Below are 17880 nucleotides of genomic sequence, written 5' to 3' on the forward strand. Positions count from 1 at the left end.
GGTTCAGACCAATTTAATGACCTTTAGTTGCACAGGTATGACAGAACCTCACACCGGCCGGGTGCCACGTTCAATGATCACCCCAACCCGGCTGGCATGTGCAACAGCGCCCGGTTTGCTGACCTTAATACGGACCCACGGGGAATTGAAGCGCTGGAGTAATATTTCAGATATTTCCTCTGCAACCCGCTCCACCAACGCAAAGCGATTGGGCTCCACGTGCTGGATGATGGCTTCACTGATATCGGCGTAGCTCAGGCAGTCATTCACATCGTCACTGGCGGCCGCCTGGCGATTGTCCCAGCCCATTTCGATATCGAACACCAGCTTCTGACGAATGTTTTGTTCCCAGTCATAAACGCCAATGGTAGTAATTACGGTAAGCTCTTCTATAAATACGATATCCATCACGTCATTCTCTGTTTTTGGCCTTGCCGGATACCACTTCCAGCGGAATATGGGTATTATCCATATATGTTGCGAGTAAAACGACCCTTATTAAACGGAACCGCGTTATGAGTGCTACCGCGCTTGGCATGATTATCTTCGCGTATCTGTGTGGCTCAATTTCCAGTGCGATCCTGGTTTGCCGGATCGCCAGGCTGCCCGATCCGCGTGAAAATGGCTCAGGGAATCCAGGAGCGACCAACGTCCTGCGTATCGGCGGGCGCGTAGCTGCGGCGGCGGTGCTGGTATTCGATATTCTCAAAGGGATGCTGCCGGTCTGGCTGGCATACAAACTTGATGTCCCGCCGCTGTATCTGGGCCTGACGGCGATCGCCGCCTGTCTGGGACATATCTACCCGGTATTCTTCCACTTCCGCGGCGGTAAGGGCGTGGCAACGGCGTTTGGTGCCATAGCACCGATCGGCTGGGATCTTACCGGCCTGATGACCGGCACCTGGCTGCTGACCGTGCTGCTCAGCGGCTATTCTTCGCTGGGTGCGATTATCAGCGCGCTGATTGCTCCGTTCTACGTCTGGTGGTTCAAACCGCAGTTCACCTTCCCGGTAGCGATGCTGTCGTGCCTGATCCTGATGCGGCACCACGACAATATTCAGCGCCTGTGGCGTGGCCAGGAAGGAAAAATCTGGGGTGTCTTCCGCAAGAAGAAAACCGACGCGGCAGAGCAGGAAGAAAAAAAAGAAGAGTAATCAAAAAGGCCGGAGCTCTCCGGCCTTCGACTATTTATACCGCAGACAATTCAGCCAGCGGCCAACGCGGTCGCACCGAAACGCTCAGTTCCGGATTGGCACCGCTCTGCAACCGTACCAGACCCGCATAAGCGATCATTGCGCCGTTATCCGTGCAGAACTCCGGACGGGCATAGAACACCTCACCGCCGCGTTTGTGCAGCATTTCCGCCATTTTGGTACGTAGCGTGCGGTTGGCACTGACGCCGCCGGCCATAACCAGCCGTTTGAAACCAGTTTGCTCCAGCGCACGTTTGCATTTGATCGCCAACGTATCCACTACCGCATCTTCAAACGCCCGGGCAATGTCCGCACGCGTCTGATCGTCATTACCGTTGGAACGAATGGTGTTGGCGGCAAAGGTCTTCAACCCGGAGAAACTGAAATCCAGCCCCGGCCGATCGGTCATTGGCCGTGGGAAGGTGAAACGGCCTGCGGTACCCTGCTGCGCCATTTTCGACAGCATTGGCCCGCCGGGATAGTCCAGCCCCAACAGCTTGGCCGTTTTGTCGAAGGCTTCACCCGCCGCATCGTCGACCGATTCGCCCAGCAGTTCGTATTGACCAATGCCGGTCACGCTGATCAACTGGGTATGGCCGCCGGAAACCAGCAGCGCGACAAACGGGAACGCCGGTGGATTGTCTTCCAGCATCGGTGCCAGCAGGTGGCCTTCCATGTGATGCACCGGTACTGCCGGCACGCCCCAGGCAAACGCCAGCGCACGACCAATGGTCGCGCCCACCAGCAGCGCCCCCACCAGGCCTGGCCCGGCAGTATAGGCAACGCCGTCGATATCGGCCGCGGTCAGGTTCGCTTCCTTCAATGCCGCCTGAATCAAGGGCACGGTTTTACGCACATGATCGCGGGAAGCCAGTTCCGGCACCACACCACCGTAGTCGGCGTGCAGCTTCACCTGGCTGTACAATTGATTCGCTAATAAACCGGCCTGATCGTCATACACTGCAATTCCGGTTTCATCGCAGGAGGTTTCTATACCCAGTACTCGCATTACATTTCCCATCATTCACGTGCGGCCGCCAGTTTAGCACAAACAGGCCGGTTTACCGCCAGTGCGGCGCATCTTGTCGGCTCCTCTGGGCTATGTTGATGATTCCAGCCATAAATGCCGTTTGATTAAAAACGAGCATTTTTTTCTGATTAGTCTATAATCAGCGCCCGATGCAAAATTGCGCATGTTTTACCAGGGTGGCCGCAGGTTCAATTTGCTGTGGTGCTTTACAAAGCAGCATCCGTTGAAGTAAAATTCCGCACCATTTTGAAATTGCTGGCGCTTGGCCAGCAGCAAACCGAATTTTATTGAGGTGAGAGGCACATGCCTGTAATTAAAGTACGTGAAAACGAGCCATTTGACGTTGCTCTGCGTCGTTTCAAACGCTCTTGCGAAAAAGCGGGCGTTTTGGCTGAAGTTCGTCGTCGTGAGTTCTATGAAAAACCGACTACCGAACGTAAGCGCGCTAAAGCTTCTGCTGTGAAACGTCACGCGAAGAAACTGGCTCGCGAAAACGCACGCCGCACTCGTCTGTATTAATTCTTCGGGGGCAACCCCGCCGCGTGAATTTCTGATTTTAAAAATCGCGCAGACCGAGTAGTTGCATACGAAGGCCGTGCTTTCCGAAAGGAATGCGCGGCTTGTTCTCGTTTATAGGCTAGTAAAGTAAGGGCTTATGGCTGGACGAATTCCGCGTGTATTTATCAATGACTTGCTGGCTCGCACCGACATCGTCGATCTGATCGACGCCCGGGTAAAGCTCAAGAAGCAGGGCAAGAACTATCACGCGTGCTGTCCGTTCCACCACGAAAAAACGCCTTCATTTACCGTTAATGGTGAAAAGCAGTTTTATCACTGTTTTGGTTGTGGTGCGCACGGTAACGCCGTCGACTTTCTGATGAATTACGACCGACTTGAGTTTGTCGAAACCATCGAAGAGCTGGCAACCATGCACGGACTGGAAGTGCCTTACGAGGCAGGTTCCGGGCCGACCCAAATCGAACGTCATCAGCGCCAAAGCCTGTATCAACTGATGGAACAGCTCAGTTCGTTCTATCAACAGTCACTGCATCAACCTTCCGGTGCGCCGGCGCGTAATTATCTGCAACAGCGCGGGTTGAGTGACGATGTTATCCGCCATTTTGCCATCGGCTTTGCACCTGCCGGTTGGGATAATGCCTTAAAGCGTTTTGGTCGCGACGCCGACAGCCGTAGTGCATTGAACGATGCCGGCATGCTGGTGACTAACGATCAAGGACGCTCGTACGATCGTTTCCGTGAACGCGTAATGTTCCCTATTCGCGACAAGCGTGGGCGAGTGATCGCCTTTGGCGGACGCGTGTTGGGTGACGGCATGCCGAAATACCTGAACTCGCCGGAAACTGAAGTATTCCACAAGGGTCGTCAACTGTACGGCCTGTATGAAGCGCAGCAGAACCACCCTACCCCGCAGCGTTTGCTGGTAGTGGAAGGCTATATGGACGTGGTGGCGTTGGCGCAATACGGCATTGATTATGCCGTCGCCTCGCTCGGAACCTCAACGACGGCTGAACATATTCAGCTGCTGTTCCGCGCCACCGACAACGTGGTCTGTTGCTATGACGGTGACCGGGCCGGTCGTGAAGCGGCCTGGCGCGCACTGGAAACCGCGCTGCCCTATCTCAATGACGGGCGTCAGCTGCGGTTTATGTTTTTGCCTGATGGCGAAGACCCGGACACATTAGTACGCAAAGAAGGCAAAGAGGCCTTCGAACAACGGATGGAGCTGGCGCAGCCGCTTTCCACTTTCCTGTTCGAAACCCTGATGCCACAGGTTGATCTGAGCAGCCCGGACGGCCGCGCCAAGCTGAGCACGCTGGCGCTACCGCTGATTACTCAGGTGCCGGGCGAAACGTTGCGCTTGTACCTGCGTCAACAGCTCGGCAGCAAGCTTGGCCTGCTCGATGACAGCCAGCTAGACAAGCTGATGCCCAAACAGGCTGAAAATGCGAATACCTATCAGGCGCCCCAGCTAAAACGCACAACCATGCGTATACTAATAGGGTTACTGGTACAAAATCCGCAGTTGGCTACACTTATCCCTTCACTCGAGGGATTGGAGCAGACCAAACAGGCCGGTTTACCGCTGTTTGTCGAGTTGGTGCAGACCTGTTTAGCTCAGCCGGGCCTGACTACCGGCCAGTTGTTGGAGCAGTATCGCGACAACAAATTGAGCCAGCAGCTTGAAACCCTGGCGACATGGAACCATATGATCGTTGAGGAAAGGGTCGAACAGACCTTTTTGGACACCTTGGCCAGCCTATATGACTCGGTACTGGAGCAACGGCTGGAGACATTGATCGCCCAGGCCAGAACACATGGCCTCAGCCCGGAAGAACGTGAAGAAGTCCGTTCTCTTAACCAAGTGCTAGCGAAGAAAAACTGAATACCTAAACGGCTTAAGTGCCGATAAATGCGAGGGCAGAGCCCTGCAATATGCCGCCACAGTGGGCCGCGGCAACAACAAAAACGCCCCAAATGCTATTGTTGGCGGTTTCGCCGACCGACACCAACCCCAATACTCTGAAGTGTGGATACCGTCTTATGGAGCAAAACCCGCAGTCACAGCTAAAGCTACTTGTCACCCGTGGTAAGGAGCAAGGCTATCTGACCTATGCTGAGGTCAATGACCATCTGCCGGAAGATATCGTCGACTCCGACCAGATCGAAGACATCATCCAGATGATTAACGACATGGGCATCCAGGTGCTGGAAGAAGCACCGGACGCCGATGACCTGATGCTGGCCGAGAACACCACCGACACCGATGATGATGCGGCGGAAGCGGCTGCTCAAGTGTTGTCCAGCGTTGAGTCTGAAATTGGCCGTACCACCGACCCGGTGCGCATGTACATGCGTGAAATGGGGACCGTTGAACTGCTGACGCGCGAAGGCGAAATCGACATCGCCAAGCGCATTGAAGACGGCATCAACCAGGTTCAGTGCTCGGTTGCCGAGTACCCGGAAGCCATTACCTATTTGCTGGAGCAGTACGATCGCGTCGAAGCGGGCGAAGCTCGCCTGTCCGATCTGATCACCGGCTTCGTCGATCCTAACGCGGAAGAAGACATCGCTCCTACCGCAACGCACGTCGGTTCTGAGCTGTCGACCGAAGAGCAGAAAGATGACGAAGAAGAAGACGACGAAGACGAAGAAGAAGATGACAACAGCATCGATCCAGAGCTGGCTCGTCAGAAATTCGCCGATCTGCGCGATCAGTATGAAGCGACTCGTGTAGTCATCAAAAAGAACGGCCGCAGCCACGCCAGCGCAGCAGAAGAAATTCTGAAGCTGTCTGAAGTGTTCAAGCAGTTCCGCCTGGTGCCAAAACAGTTCGACTTCCTGGTTAACAGCATGCGCATCATGATGGACCGCGTTCGTACTCAAGAACGTATCATCATGAAGCTGTGCGTTGAGCAGTGCAAAATGCCGAAGAAAAACTTCGTTACCCTGTTCTCCAGCAACGAAACCAGTGATACCTGGTTCGCAGCAGCGCTGGCAATGGCCAAGCCATGGTCAGAAAAGCTCAAAGACGTCGCGGATGACGTGCAGCGCAGCCTGCAGAAACTGCGTCAGATCGAAGAAGAGACCGGCCTGACCATCGAGCAGGTGAAGGACATTAACCGTCGCATGTCTATCGGTGAAGCGAAAGCCCGCCGTGCGAAGAAAGAGATGGTTGAAGCCAACTTGCGTCTGGTTATTTCTATCGCCAAGAAATACACCAACCGCGGTCTGCAGTTCCTGGATCTGATCCAGGAAGGCAACATCGGTTTGATGAAAGCGGTAGACAAGTTTGAATATCGCCGTGGTTATAAGTTCTCAACTTACGCCACCTGGTGGATCCGTCAGGCTATCACCCGCTCTATCGCCGACCAGGCGCGTACCATCCGTATTCCGGTGCATATGATTGAGACCATCAACAAACTCAACCGTATTTCGCGCCAGATGCTGCAAGAGATGGGCCGCGAACCGACGCCGGAAGAGCTGGCCGAACGCATGCTGATGCCGGAAGACAAAATCCGCAAAGTGCTGAAGATCGCCAAAGAGCCGATCTCCATGGAAACGCCGATCGGTGATGATGAAGATTCACATCTGGGCGATTTCATCGAGGATACCACCCTCGAGCTGCCGCTGGATTCTGCTACTTCGGAGAGCCTGCGCTCTGCCACGCACGACGTTCTGGCCGGCCTGACCGCCCGTGAAGCGAAAGTGCTGCGTATGCGTTTCGGTATCGATATGAACACCGACCACACGCTGGAAGAAGTGGGCAAACAGTTCGACGTTACCCGTGAGCGTATTCGTCAGATCGAAGCCAAAGCGCTGCGTAAACTGCGTCACCCAAGCCGTTCCGAAGTGCTGCGTAGCTTCCTGGACGACTAAGGTTTGGTTCGGTTGATCGAACTTTAAGCTTTGACAATAAACGGCTTCTTTAACAGGAAGCCGTTTTTTTATGCCTCAAAACACCAGTAACCACACAATAAAAAAGGCCTTGAGCGGCGGTCAAAAAAACACCATATTAATAGTGTTTTACGGTTTCCGTTAAAACACGAGGTAATTGTCTTAAGAACGTTACTGAGAGATATCAAATAAAAGGAATGATTTTGATGAATGACAAATGGGAGTTTTATCAAGACAATCGCAATGAATGGCGTTGGCGCCGTACTGCACCTAACGGTAAGATTGTCGGCGCATCTACGGAGGGTTATAAGAACCGTTCCGATTGCATTGCCAATGCCAAGCGTAACGGCTATCCAGGGTAGTCGCTGCTCTATTAGTTTGGTTTGAATTAAGTCAGTATAAGCTGCTCGCGGCAAAAGCCGGGGCAGCTCTTTGACAGTCCCCACAGCCTTATTATCGATCTCATGCCCGCAATAAAAATTATTTCAGAGCCAGGAACAACTCGCGGTAGCTCTCCGTAAGCTGCTCCAGCGTGGCACGGTTCAATCCGCTGGGGTTAGGCAATACCCAAACCTCCGTTTTGCCAATCGTCATCTCCTGACGGCCCCAGGCCGCATTTTTCACCCCAAAGGCACTGCTGAACGCCTGCTTGCCCAAAATCGCCAGCGCACGCGGCTGGTAACGCAGAATTTTTTCCTTTAACGCCTCACCGCCGCTGAGCAGTTCCTCACGCGTCACCTCACTGGCCGCCACCGTGGGCCGCGCCACCAACGCAGTGATGCCACAACCGGTATCCCGCAGCTGTTGCCACTGCTCAGGCGCTAACTGAGTATCGGTAAAACCGGCCTGATGCACTACCTTCCAGAAGCGGTTACTGCCGTTAGCGAAAGGGTAGCCTTGATGGGCCGAGGACAGGCCAGGGTTGATGCCGCAAAACACGACCCGCAGGTTGGGTGCCAGGAGTTCCATAAGGTTCGAGAGTCCATTAAAGGGATTTACAGCGGTTATCGCAAAATCCGCCAGCAATTACAACAGGCTAGAACTGCGCATAAAAGCAACATACAGATGGTTAACAGTAGACCTGCGCCGGAGGATTACCGTATAATCTCGCCGCTTGGCCCCTTAGCTCAGTTGGTTAGAGCACGCGACTCATAATCGCTTGGTCACTGGTTCAAGTCCAGTAGGGGCCACCAAATTTTAGCTGATATAACAGCACATTAAGCCACTTCACACGAAGTGGCTTTTTTGTTGCCCTGATTTTCATGGTGATGAAATGGCGATAGTTTTTTATCGTCACTTTCTTTAGACATAAAAGGACCCGCGCTTTGCGGGTTACTCGCTGACCGGATATCAGCCTTGCTTGGCGTCCCTAACAGAACTAGAATCTGGACAGAAACAACGAGGTTTTCAGCATGACAAAGAAAACAGCACATAATCAGATAACTAAAACTCAAATCTACCGCGCCGTCGCCAGCTCAACCGCTATCGAAACCGGTGTTTCCGTGCAAAAAATTGAGCAGCAACTCAAGAAAAATCTGGCGCAGGCGAAAGCCGTTGGTCTCGCCCGTTAATCTGGCAAAATGTCGCTCACCAGTTGCATCATGGGGTTGTAGTTCCCTGATACTCCAGCTTGAATTGCCTTAAAGTAAAAGGCTTTGTGTTCATCCCATAAGCTGTAATCCAGCAAGCCCTTTCCCGCCAAAACAGCCAACACATCGCAAAGCAATCGCGACAGACGTCCGTTGCCTTCTCTGAATGGGTGGATCAAAATAAACTCCACGTGACATTCAGCCAGATAACGAACTTGTTCCGGGCGAGCCAGAGATTTCAGCTCACCAGAGTGGGCGAGAAACTGTTTCTCAAAGCCATCAATAAGAAGCGGGATCCTGTCAGCAGCGGCAAACTGGAAACCATCTTTAGTCAGATTAGTGTTTCGCAGTCTCCCTGCCCAATCGTACACATTCCCCAACCATTGGTGATGCCACCTGCCTATATGCTCAAAAGTCAGTGTTCTAGGCGGTTGGCCTTCGATAAATAACTGTTCATACAGCATTAACAGCAAGCCCGCCTCCAGCGACTCCATTTCATCCACATCAGTGATCCCTAACTTGTTTGTCAGTACCAAATCACCAGAGCCAGGCTGATAACGCTCTTCTGCTGAATTAATCTCATATTTTGACAAGCGATTACCTCCCCCCAAACAAGTTCACAACGTTGCATACGTTCTTTACTGATCCCTGCCTCCTCCATCAGTATCTTACAGGTCCGACGTAAATCTCGAGCCGTGAAAACTTTAAACTCAGGATTAATCCTCAAGGTGGTTTTTTATTTCCGACCGTTAGTACGGTCAGGTTTTTCCAGTCTGCCGCTGGTGAGCCAACTGTTCGGCACGCAGCAGGATTTCCTGCAGGTCGTCTTCATCGATATCAAACAGTTCACCCTGCATTAGTGCCTCATGCAGATCGGCGCGGGTAATGGACACCGCATCAATCGGCAGATTGGCTGGCTTGGCCTCGGCCGAGGCCAGAGGGTGCGGGTAGCGTCGTCCGGCCAGGTTATTGAAGATAATCGCCAGCAGCGCCAATAACACCGAGTTCAACAGCACCGGGTACAGCACGAAGCTATAGCCCAATTGATGAATACCCGGCCCACCGAGGATCGCAGTCAGCGCGACCGCGCCGCCGGGAGGATGCAGGCAACGCAGTTTGAACATTAACCCAATCGCCAATGCCGCCGCCACTCCACAGGCCAGACCGGGATCGGCTATCAGCAGGCTGGTGCTGACCCCCACCGCTGCGGCCGACATATTGCCCCCGACGATGGACCATGGCTGTGCCAATGGGCTGTTCGGCACGCCAAAAAGCAGCACGGCGGAAGCTCCCATCGGCGCAATAAACCACAGGTTCACTTCGCCCAGAACAAAATGGCTGATCCAACCGGAAATCATCAGCCCCAATCCGGCGCCAACGCTGGAAAGCAATATCTCTTTTTTGCTTACGGCTAAGGGATGCGGCCACAAACGAGCACACCCTAGTTTCAAACTCTCTATCCACTGCTTCTTCATGTTACTTCGCGCTGCCAAAATCAACTTAATAGCAACAAATATATCACAACGTCGGCAACCACCGCCCGCAGTGCGGGTCGCCGTTGAAATAACTTTCCGCTAACAGATTGATCTTTAGCCACTGCTCGGCAATTATCAAAGTTCGCATCCCTTTGCCTTGAGGAAAACCCAATGTCTCAGCCGATTGCCGAACTCTATACCGATGCCGAATTTTTCAGCCCCTATGCCATGTCGGCGTTTATTACCCTGACGGAGAAAGGCATTCCCTTTACCGTTAAACCGGTCGACCTGTCACAGGGAGAAAACAAAGCGGCAAGCTATGCAGCGCTGTCATTGACACGCAGAGTCCCTGCGCTGGTGATCGGTGAGTTTCAACTCTCGGAGTCCTCGGCCATTGATGAATATCTCGATGAGATCCACCCGGCCCACCCGGTATATCCGCGCGACGTTAAACAACGCGCCAAGGCCCGGGAAGTCCAGGCATGGCTACGCAGCGATCTGCAGAACCTTCGCGCCGAACGCTCGACCGAGGCCGTTTTCGGCAAGGGCAAGTTTCCCCCGCTGTCCACCGCCGCACAGGCTGACGCCAACAAGCTGATCGCCGCCGTCGAAAAAATGCTGAGCCACGGCCAGGATAATCTGTTCAGGGAATGGTGCATTGCCGATACCGATCTGGCATTGATGCTCAATCGGCTGGTGATACACGGTGATGCGGTGCCGGAAAACATTCGCCACTATGCGCAGAAACAGTGGCAACGTCCTTCGGTGCAGGCCTGGTTGGCACTGCCGGAGAAAATGCGCGGCTAAAAAAACCGGCGGCCACGACGCCGCCGTTCTCAATTATCGAGAAACAACATAACTTCTTGAGGGAAGGCAAGTCACCATCCAGAGGGCAGATAGCCGAACAGCGACGCAATGGCATACACCGCACTGGCCAGGTACAGCAATACGATGCTTACCTGCAACAACGGGTGGGTGATCCAGCTGCACTGCCAACGTGGCGTCTGGTCACCGTGCTTGCGTGCTCCGCGCAGGATTAGCATCGGCATAATCGACAGGATCACCCCGCTGAATACCCCGGCGAAATACAGTGCGTTAACGAATGACACCAGCCCGCTGTAAGCCAGCGCGAACGGCGGCAATACCACCAGCATCAGCACGCCGAAACGGCGCAGCGGCTGTTCGTCATTACCCAGTCTGAACTGGTCGAAAATATTGGTCAGGAAGCTGCCGCCCAGCCCCCAGTAAGAGGTCAACATCGCGCATAGAGCAAAGATGTTGGCGGAGAAGAACGCCCATTGCCCCAACGCCTGTCCCCATGAAATGGTCGCCACATCAGTGATGCCATCCAATCCACTGAGAGCAATTACCGACATCGGCACCGCCGCCAGCAACACAAAGGTCACCGCCATACCGACCATAATCGCCTTGGGCAGTTGTTCTGGTTTGTCCGAAAAACCGCGCGCCATTTCCGGCACGATATACTGCGCCGAGAAGCAGAACACCACCACGTTGAAGACCGGCACCATAAAGCGCCAGTCGCCGTCCAGCAGGTTGCGCATCTGAGTGGTGTCTTTGAGCAGCGTGGCGGCCACCAGCGCGGTCAGCATCACCACCATGCCAATGCTGATAAACTTTTCGCCACGGCCAATCGCCTTCAGCCCCAGGTACAACACCCCCGCCGCCGGCACGAAAAACAGCAGGCTGCCGATCGCCGGTGAGATACCAAACAGGGATTGCAGCAGTTTACCGCTGCCGGTCATATAGGCGGTCAGCGCCCCGACGCTGTTAACGCAGACCGAAGCAAACATCAGCCAGGCACCGATACCGCCGACATAACGTTTCGCCAGCCCGCTTAATTGCAGGTGAGCGCGGGTGCGCAGAGTGGATTCGGCGACGTAAAGCATGGTGATAGTGGTCAGGCTGCCCACCAGCACCAGCCAGAACAACAGCGGTAAAAAACCGGCCTTGCTGGAAGCGTAAGCGATAGACAGCACGCCGGCGCCAATGTTGGTGCCGACAATCATCGCCACCCCTTCGAGGAAACTCAGTGATTTGGTGGGTGCAGGCTTTCGCACCCCGGCGCTAAGCGCCGGAGAAATAGAGGTATTATCAGAAGACATACAGCATCCTTTGTCTCCCGGCGGTGCGAGCCACCGGGAGAGGTTAATTTCCCATTGGTTAACAGCTCACATCGATACACAGGTATTTCAACTCCAGATATTCTTCAATCCCGTAACGCGATCCTTCACGCCCGAGCCCTGATTGTTTCACACCACCAAACGGCGCCACCTCGTTGGAAATCAGCCCGGTATTGATGCCGACCATGCCGTATTCCAACGCTTCCGGCACCCGCCACTGGCGTGAGGCGTTCTGCGTGAACAGGTAAGCGGCCAGGCCGAATTCGGTGTCGTTGGCCATGGCGATGGCTTCCGCCTCATCATGGAATCGGAACAGCGGCGCCACCGGGCCAAAGGTTTCTTCTTTGGCGAAACGCATTTTCTGCGTCACGCCGGTCACTACCGTGGGCTGGAAGAAGGCACGTCCCAGCGCGTGTGGCTGACCGCCGATAGCGATCTGCGCCCCCTTGATCAACGCATCGTCGATGTGGCTTTGTACTTTTTCCACCGCATCCTGGTCGATCAACGGGCCCTGAGTAGTGCCCTCCTGGCTGCCGTCACCGACTTTCAGTTGTTCAACCGCCGCCACCAGTTTGTCCACCAGACGGTCATAAATGCCGTCCTGCACATAGATGCGGTTGGCGCAGACGCAGGTCTGGCCGCTGTTGCGGAATTTAGAGGCCATAATGCCGGCGACTGCCGCGTCCAGGTTGGCGTCGTCGAAGACGATCACCGGCGCATTGCCGCCCAATTCCAGCGACAGTTTTTTGATGGTTGGCGCGCACTGCGCCATCAGGATCCGGCCGACCTCGGTCGAACCGGTAAAACTCAGTTTGCGCACCACCGGGCTGTCGCACAGCACCTTGCCCACCTGAGCGGCATCGCCGGTGACAATCTGCAATACGCCCGCCGGAATGCCGGCATCCTGCGCCAGCTTGCCTAACGCCAGCGCGGTCAGCGGCGTTTGTTCGGCCGGTTTAACGATAATCGCGCAGCCTGCCGCCAGCGCCGGCGCGACCTTGCGGGTGATCATCGCCGCCGGGAAGTTCCACGGGGTGATCGCCGCACAAACACCAATAGGTTGCTTGACCACCACCAGGCGCTGTGAGGCCAGTGGCGCCTGCAATACCGCACCGTCGACCCGTTTGGCCTCTTCGGCAAACCAAGTGATAAACGAAGCGGCATAGGCCACTTCACCACGCGCTTCCGCCAATGACTTGCCCTGTTCAGCGGTCATCAGCTGCGCCAAATCTTCCTGCGCCGCCAACACTTTGTCGGCCCAGACCAGCAGCAGTGCGGAACGTTGTTTGGCGGTCAGTTGCTTCCAGCCTTGCTGCGCCACCTGCGCCGCGTTAATCGCCTGCTGGGTTTCTTCGCCGCTGACCAGCGGAATACTGGCCAGTTCGACGCCGGTCGCCGGGTTGATCACCGCCTCACGCTTGCCGCTCAGCGCATCGCACCACTCACCGTTAATCAGGCACTGGCTACGCAGCAGCTCGGGATTATTCAATTTCATTGCCGATCACTCCTTATTGGGCCAGCGCGCGGGAAAGAATGCCCAGCGCCTTGGTGAACTGGTCTTCAGGAATGGTCAGCGGATACAGGAAACGGATCACGTTGCCGTTGACGCCACAGCTCAGCAACAGCAGGCCTTCTGCCAGCGCTTTCTGCAGCACCTGGCGGGTTATTTCCGCCGAAGGCTTGCCGGTCGCCGGATCGTTGAACTCCACAGCCACCATCGAGCCCTGCGCGCGGATATCCACAATCGCCTTGCTGGTCTGGCGCGCCTGCTGCAGCACCTCCACCAGATGCTGCCCCAGGCGCTGCGAACGCTGGCACAGTTGCTCTTCTTCAATCACTTCCAATACCGCCAACGCTGCCGCCACCGCCAGTGGGTTACCGGCATAGGTGCCACCCAGCCCACCCGGTGCCGGAGCGTCCATCACTTCGGCACGCCCTGCTACCGCCGACAGCGGCATCCCCCCCGCCAGGCTTTTCGCCATGGTGATTAGATCGGGTTTCACGCTGTAATGCTCCATGGCGAACAATTTGCCGGTACGCGCAAAACCGGTCTGCACTTCGTCGGCAATCAGCAGAATGCCGTGTTCATCGCACAGCGTGCGTAGCGCTTGCATAAACTCTGCCGGCGCGATGTTAAACCCGCCCTCACCCTGCACCGGCTCCAGCACGATGGCCGCAACCTGCGCGGGATCGATATCCGCTTTAAAGATACGTTCCAGGCTGTTCATCGCGTCTTCGGTGGTCACGCCGTACAGCGCATTCGGGTATGGAGCGTGGAACACCGAACCGGGGAATGGCCCGAAGCCCAGTTTGTAAGGAGCCACTTTGCCGGTCAGCGCCATGGTCATATAGGTACGGCCGTGGAAACCGCCGCCAAAGGTGATAAGACCTGGACGACCGGTATGAGCACGGGCAATTTTGACCGCGTTTTCTACCGCTTCGGCACCGGTGGTGAAGAATGCGGTTTTACATGGGCCTTCAATTGGCGCGCGCTGATTGATCCGCTCCGCCAGTGTGACGTAGCTTTCGTAAGGAACAATTTGGTAAGCGGTGTGGGTGAAGGCCTTCAGTTGCTTTTCAATCGCGGCGATCACCTTCGGGTGACGGTGACCGGTATTTAATACGGCAATACCAGAGGCGAAATCGATGACTTCATTGCCTTCGACATCCCACAGCGTGGCGTTCTCTGCACGCTCTGCGTAAAAACCACACATCACGCCTACCCCACGTGGGGTGGCATCTTGACGACGTTGATTCAATTCTGCGTTTTTCATGTTGTTCTCTCCGGTCGATGAGCGATGCCAGTTGTACGTTTCGTTCACATTCGTGAAACAATGGCGTTTATTTACACAGGATGTGGCCCTATAATCGAGAGCCAGTTACGATTAATTGAGGGATCCAATTGCGCTCACTGAGTGGTGACCTGTTATTGCAGCGTCTCGGCGAACAGCCCGATGATAAGCTGCATAAACGGCTCTATAATGCGATCCGTACCAGCATTCTGGACGGTAGCCTGCCGCCCTCCAGCCGCCTGCCCGCCTCACGCGATTTAGCGCAGGAGCTTAGCCTTTCACGTAACACGGTTTTAACCGTTTATGAACAATTACTGGCGGAAGGATATGTTCTGGCGCGCGCCGGAAGTGGCACATTCGTCGCCGAAACCGTGCCGGACAGTTGTTTATCCACTGCCAGTGCTCCTGCTGGCAGTGATGGGGTGCAACGAGGTATTGAACTGTCAGAGCGCGGCGCCGCTCTGTTGCATCACGCCAGCGCCAGCCCCAAACAATGGGGCGCGTTTATCCCCGGCGTGCCCGATGTAAATGCCTTCCCTCATCAGTTATTCAGCAAGATCCAGGCACGCATTAGCCGTCGCCCAGCCCCGCAGAAACTGACCTACAGCAACCAGGGCGGCAGCCCGGAACTGCAACATGCGCTGGTGGATTATCTGCGCGTAGCGCGTTCGGTACGCTGTTCGCCGGAGCAGATTCTGATTACCGAGGGCATCCATCAGGCGATAGATCTGGTGACGCGGCTGCTGTGTAATCCGGGCGACGATGCCTGGATTGAAGAACCGGGCTATTGGGGGATCCGCAATATCCTGCGAATGAACGACGTGAATATCTGCCCGCTGGAAGTTGATGAGGCCGGCATGGTGCCGCCGGAGCAGCCCAGCGGCGCACCACGGTTGATATTTGTCACCCCGTCGCACCAATATCCACTGGGATCGGTGATGAGCCTGGCGCGGCGACAACGCTTGCTGGCACTGGCACGCAACGGCGGCAGTTGGATCGTTGAGGATGACTACGACAGTGAATTCCGCTTTTCCGGCCAGCCGATCCCGGCATTGCAGGGGCTGGAAGCCGACGCACCGGTGATCTATATCGGCACCTTCAGTAAAACGCTGTACCCGGCGCTACGGCTGGGCTACGTGGTGTTGCCAAAGCCGCTGGTCGCGGCGTTGAAAACCGCCCATGCCGAGCTGTACCGCGGCGGTCATCTGCTGATCCAGACCGCATTGGCGCAGTTTATTCAGGAAGGCCATTACACCGCACATATCCGTCGCATGCGGCTGCTGTATGCCCGCCGCCGGGCGTTTCTGACCGCATTGATCGAGCAGCATCTGGGCAAGCAGGCGTTGAGCGAGTTCAACAACAACGCCGGCCTGCACCTGATCCTAAACCTGCCGGACGAGGCGGACGACGTGGCTATCGCCGCCGCCGCCAACGAACGCGGCGTGCTGGTGCGGCCGCTGTCGCGTTACTACATGCTGCCCAACCATCGCCGTGGCCTGCTGATGGGGTTTGCCTGCGTGCCAGAAGAACAAATGGCCGCCGCCTTTACCCTGCTGCTGGAATGCATCCGTCCCTGAGCGCTGTTTTGTTTTCCATCAAAGGCTCTGCAATTGCCACCCTTCCTGCCGCCATTGCAAACGGTGGGTCAATTTCAACGCCTGCAAAAACGCTTCATCATGGGAGACCACCAGCATCGCGCCGGGAAAACTGGCCAATGCGGCCTCGATCGCCAGTGACGATGCCAGATCCAGGTGGTTGGTCGGCTCATCCAGCAGCAGCAACTGCGCCGGTTCCTGCCGCCACAGCATGCAGGCCAGCGCCGCTTTCAGCCGTTCCCCTCCACTCAGCGCCGCCAACGGTAACAGCACGCGTTCGGCATTTAACTGCAACTGCGCCAACTGGCTGCGCATCCTGCCTTCATTTAGCGGCGAATCCTGCAGGCCAAGATGCTCAACCACCGAGAGCGACAGATTGAGCTGCGAAAGATTTTGATCGAGATAAGCCGTCGGTAGCAAGCAATGGCAACGACCGGCTTTGGCGGCCAACTGCCCGAGGATCACCTTCAGCAAGGTCGTTTTACCGCAGCCGTTCGGGCCGGTTAACGCCACACGCATCGGGCCATCGATGCGTAAATCCAGCGGCGGCATAGTGATAAAGGGCAGTTGCAGTTGTTCCAGCACCAATACCTGTTTGCCCGCCGCCACTGCACTGCCTGGCAGAGTCAACATCACCGGGCTGTCTTCCTCCACCCGCTGCCAGGCTTCACGCACTGCGGCATCGAGGGAGCCTTTCTGCTCCTGATGCTGCTTGCGCAGCGTACCCAAACTCTCTTTGGCCGCCGCCTTGTAGGCCACGCGTTCAAAGGAGGCAATATTCAGCGTATCGACGGTTTTCAGCGTCTGCGCAGAGCGCCGTTGGCTGATGTCGTGTTCTTTCTGCTGCCGGGCGCGGGTGCGTCGACGTTCCTGACGCGCATGTTCCAGTCCGGCACGCGCAGCCTGCTGCTCCAGATCACGCTGGTGACGATAATCATCATAATTACCGCCGTAGCTGTGCAGTGCGCCGGGCGTCAATTCGACAATGCGCTGCATACGCGCCAGCAGTTGTCGATCGTGGCTGGCTACCAGCAAGCCGCCACGCCAGTTTTCCAACTGCTGATACAGCCAGTCGCGGGCGCGGGTATCAAGGTGGTTGGTCGGTTCGTCCAGTAGCAGGAAGTCCGCCTCACCGAGCATCGCCCCGCACAAGGCGGCACGCATCCGTTCACCGCCGCTCAGATCGCTCGCTGGCCGTTGCGGATCGAACGGCGGCAATCCGGCGGAGGTAAAAGCGGCCTGCAGACGATCGCTGAGATCCCATTGCCCTTCCAGACGATCGATATCGTCCGCCTGCGGTCGTCCCTGCTCAAGACGGGCCAACGCGGCAAAGGTCTCGCCGTAGCCGAGCAGCTGCGCCAGCGTAGTCCGCGGTGCGAGATCCGGCTGCTGCGCCACGTAGGCCAGTGAAGCATGGGATTCAACATGGCCGTTACCCGGCAAGTCCAGCCCGGCAATCAGCCGTAGCAGACGCGTTTTGCCGACGCCGTTGCGCCCAACCAGGCCACAGCGTTGTTGATCGAAAGTCAGATCCAATGGGCCGAACAGCGTTTCGCCGTCAGCAAACTGGCAGCTCAGTTGATGTAAAACAAGATGGGGTGACTGCGCAAAATGAGCCATAAGCACTCCTGAATGAGATCAAAACATCC

At 55.9% G+C, this 17880-nt stretch carries 17 protein-coding genes and 1 tRNA gene; 9 read left to right on the top strand and 9 right to left on the bottom strand.

The window, feature by feature from the left end:
- Positions 1-48 precede the first annotated feature (48 nt).
- The gene (folB, locus tag ACSOSI_RS22660) at positions 49-408 is read right to left on the bottom strand and encodes a bifunctional dihydroneopterin aldolase/7,8-dihydroneopterin epimerase (protein ID WP_006320572.1); all 360 of its coding nucleotides are present in this window, start codon (positions 406-408) and stop codon (positions 49-51) included.
- A 107-nt stretch (positions 409-515) separates the two neighbouring features.
- Here folB and plsY point away from each other — a divergent pair, with 107 nt between their 5' ends.
- Positions 516-1154, top strand: coding sequence for a glycerol-3-phosphate 1-O-acyltransferase PlsY (plsY, locus tag ACSOSI_RS22665; RefSeq protein WP_115183683.1), 639 nt, complete (start codon positions 516-518; stop codon positions 1152-1154).
- A 34-nt stretch (positions 1155-1188) separates the two neighbouring features.
- On the opposite strand, the gene tsaD is transcribed toward plsY, so the two are convergent.
- Positions 1189-2202 carry a tRNA (adenosine(37)-N6)-threonylcarbamoyltransferase complex transferase subunit TsaD gene (tsaD, locus tag ACSOSI_RS22670; protein WP_153858921.1) on the bottom strand — a complete coding sequence of 338 codons (1014 nt, stop codon included), beginning with the start codon at positions 2200-2202 and terminating at the stop codon, positions 1189-1191.
- Between the two features lie 324 nt (positions 2203-2526).
- On the opposite strand from tsaD, the gene rpsU reads away from it, so the two are divergent.
- From rpsU to ACSOSI_RS22690, 4 genes are all read left to right on the top strand, one after another.
- Positions 2527-2742 carry a 30S ribosomal protein S21 gene (gene rpsU / locus ACSOSI_RS22675; protein ID WP_001144069.1) on the top strand — a complete coding sequence of 72 codons (216 nt, stop codon included), beginning with the start codon at positions 2527-2529 and terminating at the stop codon, positions 2740-2742.
- A 136-nt stretch (positions 2743-2878) separates the two neighbouring features.
- Positions 2879-4627, top strand: coding sequence for a DNA primase (dnaG, locus tag ACSOSI_RS22680; protein WP_012146996.1), 1749 nt, complete (start codon positions 2879-2881; stop codon positions 4625-4627).
- A 158-nt stretch (positions 4628-4785) separates the two neighbouring features.
- Positions 4786-6621 carry an RNA polymerase sigma factor RpoD gene (gene rpoD / locus ACSOSI_RS22685; RefSeq protein WP_017894063.1) on the top strand — a complete coding sequence of 612 codons (1836 nt, stop codon included), beginning with the start codon at positions 4786-4788 and terminating at the stop codon, positions 6619-6621.
- 224 nt (positions 6622-6845) lie between these two features.
- A complete protein-coding gene (locus ACSOSI_RS22690) occupies positions 6846-7001 on the top strand; it encodes a YegP family protein (RefSeq protein ID WP_017894064.1) in 156 nt (51 codons plus the stop codon).
- A 118-nt stretch (positions 7002-7119) separates the two neighbouring features.
- Here the strand turns inward: ACSOSI_RS22690 and mug are convergent, their stop codons facing one another.
- Positions 7120-7608: a G/U mismatch-specific DNA glycosylase gene (mug, locus tag ACSOSI_RS22695; protein ID WP_261422944.1), complete on the bottom strand. Its 489-nt coding sequence runs from the start codon at positions 7606-7608 to the stop codon at positions 7120-7122.
- Between the two features lie 147 nt (positions 7609-7755).
- Between mug and ACSOSI_RS22700 the strand changes: the two genes are divergently transcribed.
- Positions 7756-7832, top strand: a tRNA-Ile gene (locus ACSOSI_RS22700).
- A 219-nt stretch (positions 7833-8051) separates the two neighbouring features.
- The gene (locus tag ACSOSI_RS22705; protein WP_476706208.1) at positions 8052-8210 is read left to right on the top strand and encodes a hypothetical protein; all 159 of its coding nucleotides are present in this window, start codon (positions 8052-8054) and stop codon (positions 8208-8210) included.
- Here ACSOSI_RS22705 and ACSOSI_RS22710 read toward each other — a convergent pair.
- Both ACSOSI_RS22710 and ACSOSI_RS22715 read right to left on the bottom strand, forming a co-directional pair.
- On the bottom strand, positions 8207-8821 hold the full coding sequence (locus ACSOSI_RS22710; RefSeq protein ID WP_476706209.1) for a Fic/DOC family protein: 615 nt from the start codon (positions 8819-8821) through the stop codon (positions 8207-8209). The two genes, ACSOSI_RS22705 and ACSOSI_RS22710, sit on opposite strands and share 4 nt — an antisense overlap.
- Before the next feature lie 165 nt (positions 8822-8986).
- Positions 8987-9703 (bottom strand): HPP family protein, encoded by a 717-nt coding sequence (locus ACSOSI_RS22715; protein ID WP_476706210.1) that lies wholly within the window; start codon positions 9701-9703, stop codon positions 8987-8989.
- Between the two features lie 171 nt (positions 9704-9874).
- Here ACSOSI_RS22715 and yfcF point away from each other — a divergent pair, with 171 nt between their 5' ends.
- Positions 9875-10510 (top strand): glutathione transferase, encoded by a 636-nt coding sequence (gene yfcF / locus ACSOSI_RS22720; RefSeq protein WP_476706211.1) that lies wholly within the window; start codon positions 9875-9877, stop codon positions 10508-10510.
- A gap of 71 nt (positions 10511-10581) precedes the next feature.
- Here yfcF and ACSOSI_RS22725 read toward each other — a convergent pair whose 3' ends face one another.
- Genes ACSOSI_RS22725 through ACSOSI_RS22735 form a run of 3 tightly spaced genes read right to left on the bottom strand, consistent with a single transcriptional unit; the run spans position 10582 to position 14618 of the window.
- Complete coding sequence (locus ACSOSI_RS22725; protein ID WP_476706212.1) at positions 10582-11826, bottom strand: aromatic amino acid transport family protein; 1245 nt, start codon at positions 11824-11826, stop codon at positions 10582-10584.
- A 58-nt stretch (positions 11827-11884) separates the two neighbouring features.
- Positions 11885-13339, bottom strand: coding sequence for an NAD-dependent succinate-semialdehyde dehydrogenase (locus ACSOSI_RS22730; RefSeq protein ID WP_476706213.1), 1455 nt, complete (start codon positions 13337-13339; stop codon positions 11885-11887).
- Positions 13340-13352: 13 nt separating this feature from the next.
- Complete coding sequence (locus ACSOSI_RS22735; RefSeq protein ID WP_476706214.1) at positions 13353-14618, bottom strand: 4-aminobutyrate--2-oxoglutarate transaminase; 1266 nt, start codon at positions 14616-14618, stop codon at positions 13353-13355.
- A gap of 128 nt (positions 14619-14746) precedes the next feature.
- On the opposite strand from ACSOSI_RS22735, the gene pdxR reads away from it, so the two are divergent.
- Complete coding sequence (gene pdxR, locus ACSOSI_RS22740) at positions 14747-16213, top strand: MocR-like pyridoxine biosynthesis transcription factor PdxR (RefSeq protein ID WP_017894113.1); 1467 nt, start codon at positions 14747-14749, stop codon at positions 16211-16213.
- A gap of 18 nt (positions 16214-16231) precedes the next feature.
- Here pdxR and ACSOSI_RS22745 read toward each other — a convergent pair whose 3' ends face one another.
- Complete coding sequence (locus tag ACSOSI_RS22745; protein WP_017894114.1) at positions 16232-17851, bottom strand: ABC-F family ATP-binding cassette domain-containing protein; 1620 nt, start codon at positions 17849-17851, stop codon at positions 16232-16234.
- Between the last annotated feature and the right edge of the window lie 29 nt (positions 17852-17880).

It is taken from the genome of Serratia sp. AR11 (assembly GCF_056376275.1).